Here is a 14,539-nt window from a genome sequence, read left to right as displayed (position 1 = left end):
CAGCGCAGATGCGCACGCTGGGCGGTGGTGTGTCGCTGCTGTGCATGTCTGCGCTGGCCTGTGCTGCGGCAACTGCCCCCGTGCTGGACCGCAGCGGTGAGGTACGTGTTGGCCAGCGCTTCAGTGAGCTGGAACCACGCGCGCGCTGGGCACCGCTCAACGTGGGGCCGCTGGGACATTGCGGCTATCTGGAAGCCGGGCTGTTGCCCAACGGCGTGGCGATGATGGTCGAAGCCGATCGCATCGTCCGTTTCGACGTTACCGACCCCGGCCCGGTGGGCCCGTTCGGTATCCGCGTTGGCGACAGCGAAGCGGACGCGCGTGCGCGCCTGCCATCGGGCTACAGCGTCCAACCGCATAAATACGGCCGCGATGGCGGCAACGCTCTTTATTTGACGTGGCGCGACCCGCAAGGCGGGTTCGCCGTTCGCTATGAAACCGGAGAAGGCACTGTGACATCGATGTATTGGGGAAGCTGGGACGCCGTGCAACTGGTGGAGGGCTGCGCATGAGCCGTGCGCCAGACCGTATCGCTGCGCGTTTTGACGCCCTGCGTCAGGCCGGCCGCAAGGCACTGATTCCCTTCATTACCGCCGGCGACCCATCGCTGGAAGCCACCGTGCCGGTGATGCACGCACTGGTGCGCGCCGGTGCCGACGTGATCGAACTGGGCGTTCCGTTTTCCGATCCGATGGCCGATGGCCCCACCATCCAGCGCAGTTCCGAGCGCGCGCTGGGGCGTGGCGCCGGCCTGGCCTACGTGCTGGAAGCGGTGCACGAATTCCGCCGCGAAGACGCCACCACCCCGGTGGTGCTGATGGGCTACCTCAACCCGATCGAAATCCACGGCACGCGCCGCTTCGCCGAAGCCGCCGTCGCTGCCGGTGTGGACGGCGTGCTGCTGGTCGATCTGCCTCCCGAAGAAGCGGCAGAAACCCGCGAGATCTTCACCGAGGTCGGGCTGGCGCTGATCGCGCTGGCCTCGCCGACCACCAGCGAGCAACGCCTGGACATGCTGTGCAGCACAGCGCAGGGCTATCTGTACTACGTCAGCTTTGCTGGCGTGACCGGCGCCTCCAACCTGCTCGATACCCATGCCGCCAGCGATCGCTTGCGCCAGTTGCGCCAGCGCGCCGGCGCACCAGTGGTGGCAGGATTCGGCATCAAGGATGCTGCCAGCGCCGCCGCGATGGCGGTCGATGCCGATGGTGTCGTGGTCGGCAGTGCCCTGGTCGCGGCCCTGGCCGAAGCCGAAGATGTGCGCAGCGCCCGCGAATGCGCCGAAGCCTTCCTGGCCCCGCTGCGGCAGGCGCTGGATCAGACGCAGTGAGGCACCTGCGCAGCAGGCCCGGTTAGCGCTCGCTGCGTGGGAAAGGCGGTGCGGCGTCAATCCCTCTCCTGCGGCAAGGGGAGGGGGAGACGTCAAACGGTGCGAGGCTGTGTTAGCGGAGGTTGCCTCAAACACCAGCCCGCAGCGCCCAACAGCCATCTCCAGCAAGCCCCGCCAGAACCCCGGCCATCCGCCGCTGCCCCACGCGCTGCACCAGCCTGGGGCGCTGCGTTAGACTGTCGCCCCTCTGCGGCCCGCATCGCCGCCCTGCATGGATTGTCATAAACGCATGAGTTGGCTCAGCAAATTGATGCCCTCCGGCATCCGCACCGAGAACACCCCGGCCAAGAAGCGCAGCGTCCCCGAGGGGCTGTGGGAAAAGTGCAGCAACTGCGGCAGCGCGCTGTACGGCCCGGAGCTTGAGGAGAACCTGGAGGTGTGTCCGAAGTGTGACCACCACATGGCCATTCGCGCCCGCGCGCGCCTGAACTCGCTGTTTGACCCGGAAACCGCGACCACCGAAATCGCCGCCCAGCTGAGTCCGGTCGACGTGCTCAAGTTCAAGGACCAGAAGCGCTACGGCGAACGCATCAAGGCCAGCCAGAAGGCCAGCGGCGAGTACGACGCGCTGATCGCCATGCGCGGCACGCTCAAGGGCAACCCGCTGGTCGCCGCCGCCTTCGATTTTCCCTTCATGGGCGGCTCGATGGGCTCGGTGGTCGGCGAGCGCTTTGCGCGTGCGGCCGAAGTGGCACTGGAAGTGGGCTGCCCGTTCGTGTGCTTCTCCGCCAGTGGCGGGGCGCGCATGCAGGAAGGTCTGTTTTCGCTGATGCAGATGGCCAAGACCTCCGCAGCGCTCGGTCGCCTGCGCGAAGCCGGCTTGCCGTACATCTCGGTGCTGACCCATCCCACCACCGGTGGCGTGTCGGCGTCGTTCGCGATGCTGGGCGATATCAACATCGCAGAACCGCATGCATTGATCGGCTTCGCCGGCCCGCGTGTGATCGAACAGACCGTGCGCGAAACCTTGCCGGAAGGCTTCCAGCGTTCGGAATTCCTGCTCGATCACGGCGCCATCGACCAGATCTGCGACCGTCGCGAGATGCGCGACCGCATTGCCGACCTGACCGCGATGATGATGCGTCAGGCGCGTCCGCAGGAGGCGGTGGCGTGAGGATGGCACTGATGAACACGGGGCCCGGGACCCAGGGCCGGTGCCTCGAAAACGCTGTGCTCGCTCGCATGGCATTTCGCGATTGCGACGGTTCTTGCCAGGTCTCAGGGCCACGCTCCCTGGTCTCGGTCCTCAAGGTCCAGACCCTGTGAGCGCCCGCAAATACTTCGGCACCGACGGCATCCGCGGTCGGGTCGGGCAGGGCGTCATTTCTGCCGACTTCGTGCTGCGTCTGGGCAATGCGCTCGGGCGCGTGCTGACGCAAGGGCGCAGCAAGCGTCCGCTGGTGTTGATCGGCAAGGACACCCGTATTTCCGGCTACATGTTCGAGGCGGCGCTGGAAGCCGGCCTGGTCGCTGCAGGCGCCGATGTGCAGATGATCGGCCCGATGCCGACGCCCGCCATCGCGTTCTTGACCAGCACCTTGCGCGCCGATGCCGGTGTGGTCATCAGCGCTTCGCACAACCCGCATTACGACAACGGCATCAAGTTCTTCTCCGCAGAGGGCGAAAAGCTCGATGACGCCACCGAAGCAGCGATCGAAGCCGCGCTGGACGAGCCGTTCCACACCGAGGAATCCGAGCGCCTGGGCAAGGCGATTCGCACCCGCGATGCGATCGGCCGTTACATCGAATTCTGCAAGGCCAGCGTGGCGCGTGGCTTCACCCTGCAGGGCCTGAAAATGGTGCTGGATTGCGCGCACGGTGCCACGTATCACATCGCGCCGATGCTGTTCCGCGAGCTGGGTGCCGATGTGGTGGTGATCGGTGCGGCGCCGGACGGGCTCAACATCAACGATGGCGTTGGCTCGACGCATATCGACAATCTTGCCGCCAAAGTGCGCGAGAGCGGCGCGCATCTGGGCATCGCCTTCGATGGCGATGGCGATCGCGTGCTGATGGCCGACGACCAGGGCAACCCGGTCGATGGCGATGATTTGCTGTATCTCCTGGCCCGCTCGTGGCAGGCCAGCGGCCGGCTCACCGGTACCGTGGTCGGCACCTTGATGACTAATTACGGCCTGGAGCCGGCACTGGCCGCGCTGCGGATTCCGTTTCAGCGCGCAAAGGTGGGCGACCGCTACGTGCATCAGGCGCTGGTCGAAGGTGGCGGCACGCTGGGCGGAGAGACCTCCGGCCATCTGCTGTGCCTGGACCGCGCCAGCACCGGCGACGGCATCGTCAGCGCACTGCAGGTGCTCGAAGCGCTGGGCCGCGATGGGCACAGCCTTCGCGAAGCGCTGAGTGGCCTGGCCAAGGTGCCGCAAAAGACCGTGAATGTGCGTCTGGAGGGCGGCGCGGCCAAGGCCATCGTCGAAGCGCCCGGCGTGCAGCAGGCGCTGCAGCAGGCGCAAGCCGCCGTGCAAGGCCGCGGACGTGCGTTCCTGCGTCCGTCCGGCACCGAGCCGGTGGTGCGCGTGACCGTGGAAGCCGACGACGCCGGCCTGATGCAGGACACGCTCGACCGGCTCTCCGGAGCGGTGCGTGACGCGGCGTGAGTCGCTGATCATTGGCGTTTGCGTGGTCTTCGCCAAGGCCGCAACGTTCTATGTGTTGTATCGCCTGTTGTCCTGAGCGGCAGGCGTCCTCCCGACTTTTCGACTTCGACTGCAGATATCCGTATGAGCGCGCGCATCCCCACCCTGGACATCACCCGTTTCGATACCGATCGCGACGCTTTCGTCGCCGAGCTCGGTGCGGCCTACCGCCAATGGGGCTTTGCCGGCATCCGCAATCACGGCATTGCGCAGACCGAGATCGACGCGGCCTACGATGTGTTCAAGGCATTCTTCGCCTTGCCCGAAGAGGTCAAGCGCCGCTATCACGTGCCGGGCAGTGGCGGCGCACGTGGCTATACCGCGTTTGGTGTGGAAACCGCCAAGGACTCCAAGCACTTCGATCTGAAGGAGTTCTGGCACATCGGCCGCGAGATTCCGGACGATTCGCCGTACCGCGAGGTGATGGCGCCGAACCTGTGGCCGGAAGAAGTGCCCGGATTCCGCGAGCGTGGCTACCAGCTGTATCAGCAGCTCGACCAGCTGGGCTCGCGCGTGCTCGCAGCACTGGCGCTGCACATCGGCCTGCCGCAGGACTATTTCGTCGACAAGACCAACAACGGCAATTCGATCCTGCGCCCGATCCATTACCCGCCGATCACCAGCGACGACATTCCCAATGTGCGCGCCGGGGCGCATGGCGACATCAACTTCATCACCTTGCTGGTCGGTGCGAGCGCGGCCGGTCTGGAAGTGCGTTCCAACGACGGCGAGTGGGTGCCGTTCACCGCAGACGCCGACACCATCGTGGTCAATATCGGCGACATGCTGCAGCGCCTGACCAACCATGTGTATCCGTCCACGATTCACCGCGTGGTGAACCCGCCGGGCGAAGCGGCCCGCAAGCCGCGCTATTCGGTGCCGTTCTTCCTGCATCCGAATCCGGACTTTTTGATCGACGTGCTGCCCTCGTGCATCAGTGCCGACAACCCCAGCCGCTACCTCGAGCCGATCACCGCACACGGGTTTCTGGAAGAGCGCCTGCGCGAGATCAAGCTGAAGTAACTCGGCAGAGAGGTCGGCTGTTTGGCGCTGTTGGTTTTTTCGGCGCCAGGTGCGCAATGCGTGGCCGATCGCTCACACAGCGCATGGCCGCGTCCGCAACATGCGCCATGACAGGTGCCACACTTCTATTCATAAAATTCCGCTCGTGTCTGGTTAAAGCTTGCGTTCACCCGCGCCGATAACTCAGTCTGATCGCTAGCGCGACGTCGGATTCGCCTGGCGCCCGCTGCCGATTGCACGAGGTAGGGGCGCATGCGGATGCCGTGGTTCAAACAATTAGGTGCGATGTCGTTGCTTGCGCTGTCTGGCGCGATGGCACCGGCTGCAGCAACGCCGGTGAGCGTGACCGTGACCGATGCCAACGGTGTCCTGGTCGACGCGGTGGTCAGTCTGGAACTGCCGCGGCCCGCCGCAGCCAGCGCGGGCAAGATGCTGGAGATGGATCAGGTCAATTCGCAATTCGTGCCGGCGGTCTTGGCGGTGCGCACCGGCACCTCGGTACGGTTTCCGAACAACGATCAGATCCGTCACCAGGTGTATTCGTTCTCGCCCGCCAAACGCTTCGAATTGCCGCTGTTTCAGGGCACTACCGCCGCGCCGGTGCGGTTCGATCAGGCCGGTCTGGTGACGGTGGGCTGCAACATCCATGACTGGATGCTGGGCTATATCGTGGTGCTGGAGACGCCGTATTTCGGCAAGACCGGCAGCGATGGTCGCGTACAACTCGATGCCCCGGCAGGAACCTACACGCTGCGCGTGTGGCATCCACGCATCAAGGGCGCTGCGGTGGGCGAGCCGCTGGTGATTGCGCGTGATGCCTTGCAACGCAAGGTCACCTTGCAGACCACAGGCACCGCTCCGGTCGTCGCGCCACCGGACGAGCGCGTCCGTGCGCTGCAGGACAAGTTCCGCAGCGCCGATCCCAAGAAGCCGCACCCATGAGGGCGATGCGCCTGCACACGCGCATCGCGGCTCTGCTGGTGCTGGTCGTGCTGGCCACGCAGGCGTTGACCTTCATCGCCGTGCAGCTGGCCACCGAGCGCAGCGTCAAGGCGCAATTGGGCGAAGAACTGCAGATCGGCGAACGCGTGTGGCAGCGCATCAATCTGCGCCGTGATGAGCAATTGTTGCAATCGGCGTCGGTGCTGGCAGACGACTTCGGGTTTCGTGCCGCGGTGGCCAGTGGCGATGTGCCCACCATGCAGTCGGCGCTGCGCAACCATGCCGCGCGCATGTCTGCGCAGACCGCAGTGCTGCTTTCGCCAGATGGTGAATTTTTGACCGGGTTGGCCGACCTTCCGCAGGCCGAACAATTGCGTGCGGTGCAGGCGTTGTTGCAACAGGCGCAACGCGATGGACGCGCAGTCGGCGTGGTTGCCCTGGATCAACATATCGTGCGCCTGGCCGTGGTGCAGGTGCTGGCGCCCAGTCGCGTTGGCTGGATCGCGATCGGCAACGAATCCGGCGACGGCCTGGCACAGGACTTCCGCAGCACGACCGGACTGGATGCCACGTTCTTTACCGACGGCCCACCGGTGCGCGTGCTCGCATCCACCCTGGAGCCGGCAGCGCGTCGCGAGTTTGCGCAACAGTTGCCTGCCGCCGAGCACACGCAGGCGGAAGCGATTCCGCTCAACCTGGGCGAATCACGCTACCTGGTCAAACTGCAATCGCTCCAGGGCGACAGCCACGTGCGGGTGGCCTTGCAGGCCTCGCTTGATCGCGCGGTCGCGCCCTATCGCACCCTCAAGTTGCGCATCCTGCTGCTCGCAGGGTTGGCCACTGCCGCAGCTTTGTGCGTGGCGATCGTTCTGGCGCGCAGCGTCAGCAAACCGGTCGCGCAACTGGTGCAGGCGGCACGACGCATCCAGCGCGGCGATTATCAGACGGCGGTGGAGGTTCCGCCGGGTCGCGAGCTCGCCGAACTGGCCGATAGCTTTGGGCGCATGCAGCATCAGATCGCCAGCCGCGAGCAACACATCCTGCATCAGGCGCGGCACGACGCATTGACCGGGCTGCCCAATCGTGTCTGGTTGCTCGAACGACTGAAGGACGTGACCGCGCAGACAGTCGCCTCCGGCGGAACGGCGGCGGTGCTAATTCTGGATCTGGAGCGTTTCAAGGAACTCAACGACAGCCTTGGTCATGATTTCGCCGACCAGGTGCTGGTCGAGGCCGGCCGCAGGCTTGCAGAGGTGGTGCAGGAACCGAACCTGGTCGGGCGGCTGGGCAGCGATGAGTTCATGGTGATCGTGGCGCATGCCGATGCGACCACCGTGCAGCAGGATGCACAACGCCTGCTGCTGCAACTGCGTCGCCCATTGGTGTTGCCGCAGGCACGTATCCAGCTCGAAGCCAGCATTGGCATCGCCCTGATTCCCGAGCATGGCGCAGACCCGGACACCTTGTTGCGCCGTGCCGACATCGCGCGACGGCAGGTGGACGATGCCGCCACCATCGGTGCCAGCGTCTATCGCATGGGGCAGGACGAACAGCATCTGCGACGGCTGCGGCTCACCGGCGATCTGCGCCAGGCTATCGGCGGTAACGAGTTGACCTTGCGCTTCCAACCCAAGATCTGCCTGCGCAGCGATCGCGTCGAACAGGTCGAAGTGCTGGTGCGTTGGCATCACCCGACGCTGGGTCCGATCGGGCCCGACGAATTCATTCCGCTGGCCGAGCATTCGGGTGTCATCCATCCATTGACCCGCTTCGTGCTGGACGAGGCGCTGCGCTGCCAGGCGCACTGGCGCACACAAGGGCTGGAGCTGGGCATGGCGATCAATCTATCGGCACTGGATCTCGCCGATCCGGGGTTGCCCGATTACGTGCGTGCGCGGCTGGAACAGCATGCGGTGCCGGCGCAGTCGGTCACGCTGGAACTGACCGAAAGCGCCTTGATGCGCGATGTCGAATCCGCGCTGCACATGCTGCATCAACTGCGTAGCGTTGGCGTGCGTCTGTCCATCGACGACTTCGGCACCGGCTATTCCTCGTTGGCTCAACTCAAGCGCATGCCGGTGAACGAATTGAAGATCGACAAGAGCTTCGTCATGCAGCTGGCCGAAGGCACCGACGATGCGTTCATCGTGCGCAGCACGATCGATCTGGGGCATAACCTGGGCCTGAGCGTGATCGCCGAAGGCGTCGAGAACACCACTGCGCTCGGTCTGTTGCGCGGCTATGGTTGCGACATGGTGCAGGGCTATCTCTACGCGCCGCCGCTGGAGCAAGCTCCCTTCGTGGCGTGGTGCATGCGCCAACTTGGAATGACCTCGCCCTCGCAGATGGGAGCGCAACGATGAAGCATCGTCTCCGCGCTGCGCTCGCCTCTGCAGTGTGCGGAGTTGCGCTCATGCCAGCGCTTGCGGTCGCCGGCGACGGGCGCCTGCTCGCTACCGGTGGCGTGTCGATGATCGAAGGCAGCAGCGGTGGCGGCATCGTGCCATGGGCTACGTTGTCGGGGTATGGCACGCGTGACGAGCTCGGTGCCGTGCTGTTTGCCACGCATGTGGACAGCGGCGATTATCGGCTCGATGTACAAGGCGCCGCGCTGACGGTCGGCAACCGCCTGGAACTGTCGCTTGCGCGCCAGCGCCTGGACCTGGGCACCTTGCAGGATCGCCTGGCGCTGCCGTGGAACGCGCTCGGCCAGGATGTCTTCGGCGCCAAGCTGCGCGTATACGGCGATCTGGTCTACGGGCGCGCTCCGCAAGTCAGCGTCGGCGTGCAGTACAAGCGTCTGCGCGATGGCACGCTGCCATTGGCCATCGGTGCACGTGACGACCACGGCACCGATGTCTATGTCAGCGCCAGCAGGCTGCTGTTGCAGGGCGCTGGCGGCTATCAATTGCTGCTCAACGGCACGCTGCGCGCGACCCGCGCCAATCAGACCGGTTTGCTCGGCTTCGGTGGCGATCGGCGCAACAGCTATCGACTGGTCGCTGAGGCCAGTGCTGCGGTCGTGCTGTCGCCGTCGTGGGTGGTTGGTGTGGAATATCGCGGCAAACCGGACAATCTGGGCTTTGCGCGCGAACAGGCCTGGGCCGACGGTTTCGTTGCCTGGTTTCCCAGTAAGCATGTGTCGTTGACCGCAGCCTGGGCCGATCTTGGCGACATCGCCACGCTGACCAACCAGCGCGGCCCGTATCTCTCCTTGCAGGTAGCGTTCTGATGAATCGATGGCTGCGGTGGTCTCTGCTATGTGTGCTGAGTCTGAGTGCCTGCGCCACCACGCAGCCGCCTCAAACGCTGTACGACGAACTTGGTGGCCAAGCCGGCATCGAGGCGCTGGTGGAAACCATGTTGTCGCGCATTGCTGACGATCAACGCATCGTCGACAAATTCGCGCGGGTCAACATCGTCATGCTCAACGCGCGCCTGGTGCAGAAGTTCTGCCATGTCGCCGATGGCCCGTGCCCGGATACCGCCAAATCGATGCAACAGGCGCATGCGCATCTGGCCATTCGCGAGGGCGATTTCAACGCCCTGGTCGAAGATCTCAACTGGGCAATGGATCAACAAAAGATCCCGCGCCGCACCCAGAATCGCCTGTTGGCAAGGCTGGCCGCCATGCACGGCGAGATCGTCAATCACTGAGCTCCGCTTGTTGAGCTTGCGACTGAATGCTGCGGCAGGCATTGACTTTGAGGAATCTAATTTGGTGCGGCTGGGATGTATGACTCCGGTCGGGCGTGAATCGGATTTTCTACTGAATCGGCAACAAAGCAATAGATGCCTGCCGTCAGTGTCGCAGTCAAGACCATTTGGAGGGCGAGCGTTTTTCTGTTGATTCTTTGAAATGCTAGTGCGCAATAAGACATGCAATACAAAGGCAGAAAGAATCGCGTTTCAATTGCTCCGGGGACGATGGCGATGCATGGTGCTATCAAAGTCAGTGCGTATAAGGCTTTGGTACGTCTGGGCTCCTGGGATGTGGAGAGGATAGCCTTTCCCAGTTGAGTAATTCCGAAGGTGACGATAACTAGAAAAATGAGTGACTTAACATTTTTTTCGGAAGAAGGTTGTCTTGTATAAATCTCGCCATCTCTTGCATCCAGTGCTGATGCTGTGTGGCGCAAATAGATTTCAGCGAAAGTGATGGGGTTATCCGTCATCATCGCGAAGATTTTCGTGAAAGATTGATTTTCAGCGAACCCGCCATTTTGCTCGAGTACTGCGGCGCCGCGATCGTTTGCGTAGAAGGTTGGTATTGCTTGTTGTGTGTCAGGGTCAATGAACGTTTCGTATCTATCGACGACCATGCCCCATGTCAGCTGCCTGGCAAAAAGCGATGCGCCACGGACATCGGTTATCACCAATGGCGATGCGATTGCATGGTGTTTGTAGTTGATCGCCATCTGTGGCGCCGCGCCGATTAGTGAGCCTAGCAGAAAGAAGGTTAGTGCAAGAGTCTTGCGTTGAATATCTTTGGCAAAAAAACATGCAATAACGATGGCTAGGCTGATGAATGAAAATAGATAGATGGTTCTGACATTATATGTGAAATAGCAGATTATCCCGGTAAGTAGGAGTCCTGCGAACGATTTCGATCTGATTGAGCTGATCGCCAAGTGTAAAGAAAGTGCCATCAAGCCAAGGGATGGCGCATCACTCAGGGGGTAGGAAACAAGGCCTGGAAAAACGACTGCCGTCAGAAGCGACGGGACGATTCGTCTGGCCGGCGTTAATTTTCCGCCGAACATCGATCGGTAAAGGTTTGGAATCAGAATGGAGAATGCGTAGCCGTACCCGATGGATTGCCCTGCTTTTAGAAAAAAAAGCCCGGCAGTCTGTGAGTGGTCGAAGACAAGCCTGAAGGGAGTCAATAGAAGTGGATACGCATAACCCCGGATTGTTTGCGGGAAGGTGCCCTCAAGAATGGCTGAGCTTATTGCCCAGTAAGCGCCAGCGTCACCTGTAAAGTCCTTGGCATTGATGACCAGTTGGATTGTGAGGAAGATAGCGACAGCAGCAAGAAATGGAAGCAGCCTTGCATCGTCGTTGAGCGCGGGTGGTGTAAGCACGGGTCTTGTTTCCAGCTTGGTCATTACCTTGTCCGCATCCTTGATGGTCGTGACGTGTGCCGACCCCATGCATCTTAGTGTCTGTTAGTTAAAGACTTGCCTGTGCTCAGTCTAGCGGTCTTACCCGATGCGAGCCGCGCGCCATCAGCCGCAGCGCAACCGAATGCGGCAGCAGGCGCAGTGCGGCATTGACCAGTCGATAGCGCCAGCCCGGCACCGCCAGCACCTGACCACGCTCCAATGCGGCGATGCCGTACTCGGCAACTGCATCGGCCTGCAACCAGGCCCAGCCGGGCAGGGTGGACATCGCTTCGCGGGTGCCGGTGACATCGTGGAATTCCGACCACGCAAAGCCCGGGCACAGCGCACACACCTTGACCGCGCAATCGGCGTTTTCCAGCGCCAGCGACTCGCTGAAGCGCAACATGAAGCTCTTGCTGGCCGCATACAGCGTTTGCCCATCGGCACTGGGCGTGAGTGCGGCAAATGACGCGACGTTGAGAATGCGGCCCTGGCCGCTGGCGCGGATCATCGGCAACAGCCGCCAGGTCAGCTCGCACACCGCGCCGATCATCACCTGCAGAAAGCGCGCATGCGTGGCCCAGTCGTTGTGCAGGTAGCGGCCCGGCACGCCGTAGCCGGCGTTGTTGACCAGCGTGCCTACCGTCCAGCCATTGCGCTGGATCTGCGTCACCAGCGCCTCGGCCGCCGCAGGGTCGGCCAGGTCGGCCGGCAGCACCTCTACACGGACCTGCGTGCCCAGTTCGGCGGCCAGCGCCTGTAGTCGGTCCACCCGGCGTGCGGTCAGGATCAACGGCACGCCCCGTTTGGCGTACGCCCGCGCAATCTCGCGGCCGATCCCGCTGGAGGCGCCGGTGACCAGCGCAAAGACAGGTGAAACGGACATGGCAGGTTCCTGTTGAACGAGGGGTGGGACATGCGGCGGACAGAAGTGTGCCGGTTGCCGACAGGGCATGGGCTATTCTGTCGCCTGTCTTCCACTCAGGAACCTGCGCCTGATGCGTCGAAAGATCGTTGCTGGAAATTGGAAGCTGCATGGCAGCCGCGCCTTCGCCACCGAACTGGTGGCCCAGGTCGCTGCGCACATGCCCCTGGAGGGTGTCGATGTCGTCATCCTGCCGCCACTGCCTTACCTCGGCGACCTGATCGAGGATTTCGAGGCGCATCACCTGTCCTTTGGAGCCCAGGACGTCAGTAGTAACGAGAAGGGCGCCTATACCGGCGAGGTCTCGGCCACGATGCTGGTGGATGTCGGGGCCGACTACGGACTGGTCGGTCACTCCGAGCGCCGCCAGTACCACCAGGAGAGTAGCGAGTTGGTGGCGCATAAGTTTGCCGCCGCCATCCACGCCGGGTTGATCCCGGTGCTGTGCGTGGGCGAGTCGCTGGAACAGCGTGAAGCCGGTCAGACTGAGGCAATCCTACGTGCCCAGCTCGAGCCGGTACTGGCATTGGTCGGCAGCGAGGGCTTTGCCCGCGCGGTGCTGGCCTATGAACCGATCTGGGCCATTGGGACCGGACGGACTGCCAGCCCGGAGCAGGCACAGGCCGTGCACGCCTTCCTGCGTGGCGAAGTCGCGAAGGCGGATGCTAGAATTGCCGACTCTCTGCCCATCCTGTACGGGGGTAGTGTCAAGCCCGACAACGCCAGCGAGCTGTTCGCGCAGCCCGATGTCGATGGTGGGCTTGTCGGAGGCGCCTCCTTGGTGGCCGAAGATTTCCTGGCCATCGCGCGTGCGGCGGCCGCTTGTTAACCCATTAAGTTTTGTCCGGGGACGGATTTCGAAATGCTGATGTTGATCCTCAATGTGGTCTACGTGCTGGTCGCGCTGGCGATGATTGCGCTGATCCTGATGCAGCGTGGCGCGGGTGCGGCAGCCGGTTCCGGCTTCGGTGCCGGCGCGTCTGGCACGGTGTTCGGTTCGCAGGGTGCGTCGAACTTCCTGTCCAAGTCGACCAAGTGGCTGGCGGTGGTGTTTTTCAGCATCAGTCTGTTCATGGCGTGGTACGCCACCCACGGTGCCCGTCCGACCGATCAGAACCTGGGTGTGATGTCGCAGTCCGCCACCCCGGCGCCGGCTGCAGCCGGTGAGTTGACCCAGCCGTTGCCGCAGGCGCCTGCCGCCGGTGCGGTACCGACCGCTCCGTCGCAGCCTGCTCCTGCCGCCGCACCTGCTGCTGCGCCAGTGCAGTCCGCACCTGCGCCGTCGGCGCCAGCGGCCAGCGAAGAAAACGCTTCAGAACCAGCACAAAAACGCTGAAGCCGGTTACAATACGCTGCGCACTGGGATGCCCAGCGGCGCAACGTATGCCCAGGTGGCGGAATTGGTAGACGCACTACCTTGAGGTGGTAGCGACTTAGGTCGTAGGGGTTCGAGTCCCCTCTTGGGCACCATTGTTTGGCTGCAGTTCCTGTGCATTGCGACACGTCGCGCGCAGGGTCTGCCTATACCCCATGCCGGCACGCGGCGCGTGCGGGCAGAGGCAAGAGAGAATCGCTGTGCTGGCCGAATATTTGCCGAGTCTGCTGTTTCTGATCGTCGCCACTGGCATCGGCATCGTGCTGATGCTGATTGGTCGGTTTCTCGCTCCGCGCAGCCCGGACGCGCGCAAGCTTTCGCCGTACGAGTGTGGCTTCGAGGCATTCGAAGACGCGCGCATGAAGTTCGATGTGCGCTACTACCTCATCGCGATCCAGTTCATCGTGTTTGACCTGGAAATCATCTTCATCGTGCCGTGGACGCAGGTGTTCATGGAGATCGGCGCACGTTCGCTGGTCACCATGGGGCTGTTCGTCGGCATGTTGTTCCTCGGCTTTATCTACGTGTGGAAGAAGGGAGCGCTGGAATGGGAGTGATTCAGACCCTGGATCGTCTGATGACCAACCCGATGCCGGAAGGCCGGGTGGAAGACATCCTGCGCCCGGACGGCGAAAACCCGCTGCTCGAGAAGGGCTACGTGACCACCAGCGTCGACGCGCTGTTGAACTGGGCGCGGACCGGCTCGATGTGGCCGATGACCTTCGGCTTAGCCTGCTGTGCGGTCGAAATGATGCACGCTGGCGCCTCGCGTCTGGACCTGGATCGGTACGGCGTGGTGTTCCGCCCGTCGCCGCGCCAGTCCGACGTGATGATCGTCGCCGGCACCTTGGTGAACAAGATGGCTCCGGCGCTGCGCAAGGTCTACGACCAGATGCCGGACCCGAAGTGGGTCATCTCGATGGGCAGCTGCGCCAACGGCGGCGGCTACTATCACTATTCGTATTCGGTGGTGCGCGGTTGCGATCGCATCGTGCCGGTGGACATCTATGTCCCGGGCTGCCCGCCGACCGCCGAGGCGCTGGTCTACGGCATCTTGCAGCTGCAGAAGAAGATCTGGCGTACCCAGACGATCGCGCGCTGATACCCGTCTTCTCCTACCGAGAGCAG

General features: G+C 63.2%; 15 protein-coding genes and 1 tRNA gene. 14 read left to right on the top strand and 2 right to left on the bottom strand.

The genetic code is table 11. From position 1 onward, the window contains the following. Positions 1-8 precede the first annotated feature (8 nt). The 9 genes from ACZZ0O_RS19680 to ACZZ0O_RS19640 all read left to right on the top strand — a co-directional run bounded on the left by ACZZ0O_RS19680 (position 9) and on the right by ACZZ0O_RS19640 (position 9,663). Positions 9-512 carry a hypothetical protein gene (locus ACZZ0O_RS19680; RefSeq protein WP_463591621.1) on the top strand — a complete coding sequence of 168 codons (504 nt, stop codon included), beginning with the start codon at positions 9-11 and terminating at the stop codon, positions 510-512. Continuing rightward, positions 509-1,330 carry a tryptophan synthase subunit alpha gene (trpA, locus tag ACZZ0O_RS19675; RefSeq protein WP_323521183.1) on the top strand — a complete coding sequence of 274 codons (822 nt, stop codon included), beginning with the start codon at positions 509-511 and terminating at the stop codon, positions 1,328-1,330. The genes ACZZ0O_RS19680 and trpA overlap by 4 nt, the downstream gene beginning before the upstream one ends. Before the next feature lie 289 nt (positions 1,331-1,619). Further along, positions 1,620-2,504, top strand: a complete 885-nt coding sequence (gene accD / locus ACZZ0O_RS19670) for an acetyl-CoA carboxylase, carboxyltransferase subunit beta (RefSeq protein ID WP_104615893.1) — start codon at positions 1,620-1,622, stop codon at positions 2,502-2,504. A gap of 148 nt (positions 2,505-2,652) precedes the next feature. Then, the gene (gene glmM, locus ACZZ0O_RS19665; protein ID WP_463591620.1) at positions 2,653-4,002 is read left to right on the top strand and encodes a phosphoglucosamine mutase; all 1,350 of its coding nucleotides are present in this window, start codon (positions 2,653-2,655) and stop codon (positions 4,000-4,002) included. A 123-nt stretch (positions 4,003-4,125) separates the two neighbouring features. Next, on the top strand, positions 4,126-5,064 hold the full coding sequence (locus ACZZ0O_RS19660; protein WP_055850060.1) for an isopenicillin N synthase family dioxygenase: 939 nt from the start codon (positions 4,126-4,128) through the stop codon (positions 5,062-5,064). A 258-nt stretch (positions 5,065-5,322) separates the two neighbouring features. Then, entirely contained in the window at positions 5,323-6,006 is a 684-nt protein-coding gene (locus ACZZ0O_RS19655; protein WP_463592496.1) for a methylamine utilization protein, read from the top strand. Beyond that, entirely contained in the window at positions 6,003-8,369 is a 2,367-nt protein-coding gene (locus ACZZ0O_RS19650) for a putative bifunctional diguanylate cyclase/phosphodiesterase (protein WP_463591619.1), read from the top strand. The genes ACZZ0O_RS19655 and ACZZ0O_RS19650 overlap by 4 nt, the downstream gene beginning before the upstream one ends. After that, on the top strand, positions 8,366-9,238 hold the full coding sequence (locus ACZZ0O_RS19645; protein WP_463591618.1) for a DUF3034 family protein: 873 nt from the start codon (positions 8,366-8,368) through the stop codon (positions 9,236-9,238). Before ACZZ0O_RS19650 ends, ACZZ0O_RS19645 begins: the two co-directional genes overlap by 4 nt. Then, the gene (locus ACZZ0O_RS19640) at positions 9,238-9,663 is read left to right on the top strand and encodes a group I truncated hemoglobin (protein WP_115513335.1); all 426 of its coding nucleotides are present in this window, start codon (positions 9,238-9,240) and stop codon (positions 9,661-9,663) included. The genes ACZZ0O_RS19645 and ACZZ0O_RS19640 overlap by 1 nt, the downstream gene beginning before the upstream one ends. Before the next feature lie 56 nt (positions 9,664-9,719). Here ACZZ0O_RS19640 and ACZZ0O_RS19635 read toward each other — a convergent pair whose 3' ends face one another. Together ACZZ0O_RS19635 and ACZZ0O_RS19630 are read right to left on the bottom strand one after the other, a co-directional pair. Then, positions 9,720-11,114, bottom strand: a complete 1,395-nt coding sequence (locus ACZZ0O_RS19635; RefSeq protein ID WP_463591617.1) for a hypothetical protein — start codon at positions 11,112-11,114, stop codon at positions 9,720-9,722. A gap of 82 nt (positions 11,115-11,196) precedes the next feature. Continuing rightward, a complete protein-coding gene (locus tag ACZZ0O_RS19630) occupies positions 11,197-11,997 on the bottom strand; it encodes an SDR family NAD(P)-dependent oxidoreductase (protein WP_115554124.1) in 801 nt (266 codons plus the stop codon). A gap of 112 nt (positions 11,998-12,109) precedes the next feature. Here ACZZ0O_RS19630 and tpiA point away from each other — a divergent pair, with 112 nt between their 5' ends. The 5 genes from tpiA to ACZZ0O_RS19605 all read left to right on the top strand — a co-directional run bounded on the left by tpiA (position 12,110) and on the right by ACZZ0O_RS19605 (position 14,513). Then, the gene (gene tpiA / locus ACZZ0O_RS19625) at positions 12,110-12,865 is read left to right on the top strand and encodes a triose-phosphate isomerase (RefSeq protein ID WP_055850072.1); all 756 of its coding nucleotides are present in this window, start codon (positions 12,110-12,112) and stop codon (positions 12,863-12,865) included. A gap of 33 nt (positions 12,866-12,898) precedes the next feature. Continuing rightward, a complete protein-coding gene (gene secG, locus ACZZ0O_RS19620; protein ID WP_055850073.1) occupies positions 12,899-13,372 on the top strand; it encodes a preprotein translocase subunit SecG in 474 nt (157 codons plus the stop codon). Positions 13,373-13,421: 49 nt separating this feature from the next. Beyond that, positions 13,422-13,506 (top strand) — tRNA-Leu (locus tag ACZZ0O_RS19615). Positions 13,507-13,611: 105 nt separating this feature from the next. After that, positions 13,612-13,968, top strand: coding sequence for an NADH-quinone oxidoreductase subunit A (locus ACZZ0O_RS19610; protein ID WP_005991364.1), 357 nt, complete (start codon positions 13,612-13,614; stop codon positions 13,966-13,968). Continuing rightward, entirely contained in the window at positions 13,959-14,513 is a 555-nt protein-coding gene (locus ACZZ0O_RS19605; protein WP_039420570.1) for a NuoB/complex I 20 kDa subunit family protein, read from the top strand. The genes ACZZ0O_RS19610 and ACZZ0O_RS19605 overlap by 10 nt, the downstream gene beginning before the upstream one ends. Positions 14,514-14,539: the final 26 nt, after the last annotated feature.

It is taken from the genome of Xanthomonas sp. AC360 (assembly GCF_979258225.1).
Note: the sequence above shows the minus strand (reverse complement) of the source record. Positions and strands in the feature narration are given on the sequence as shown.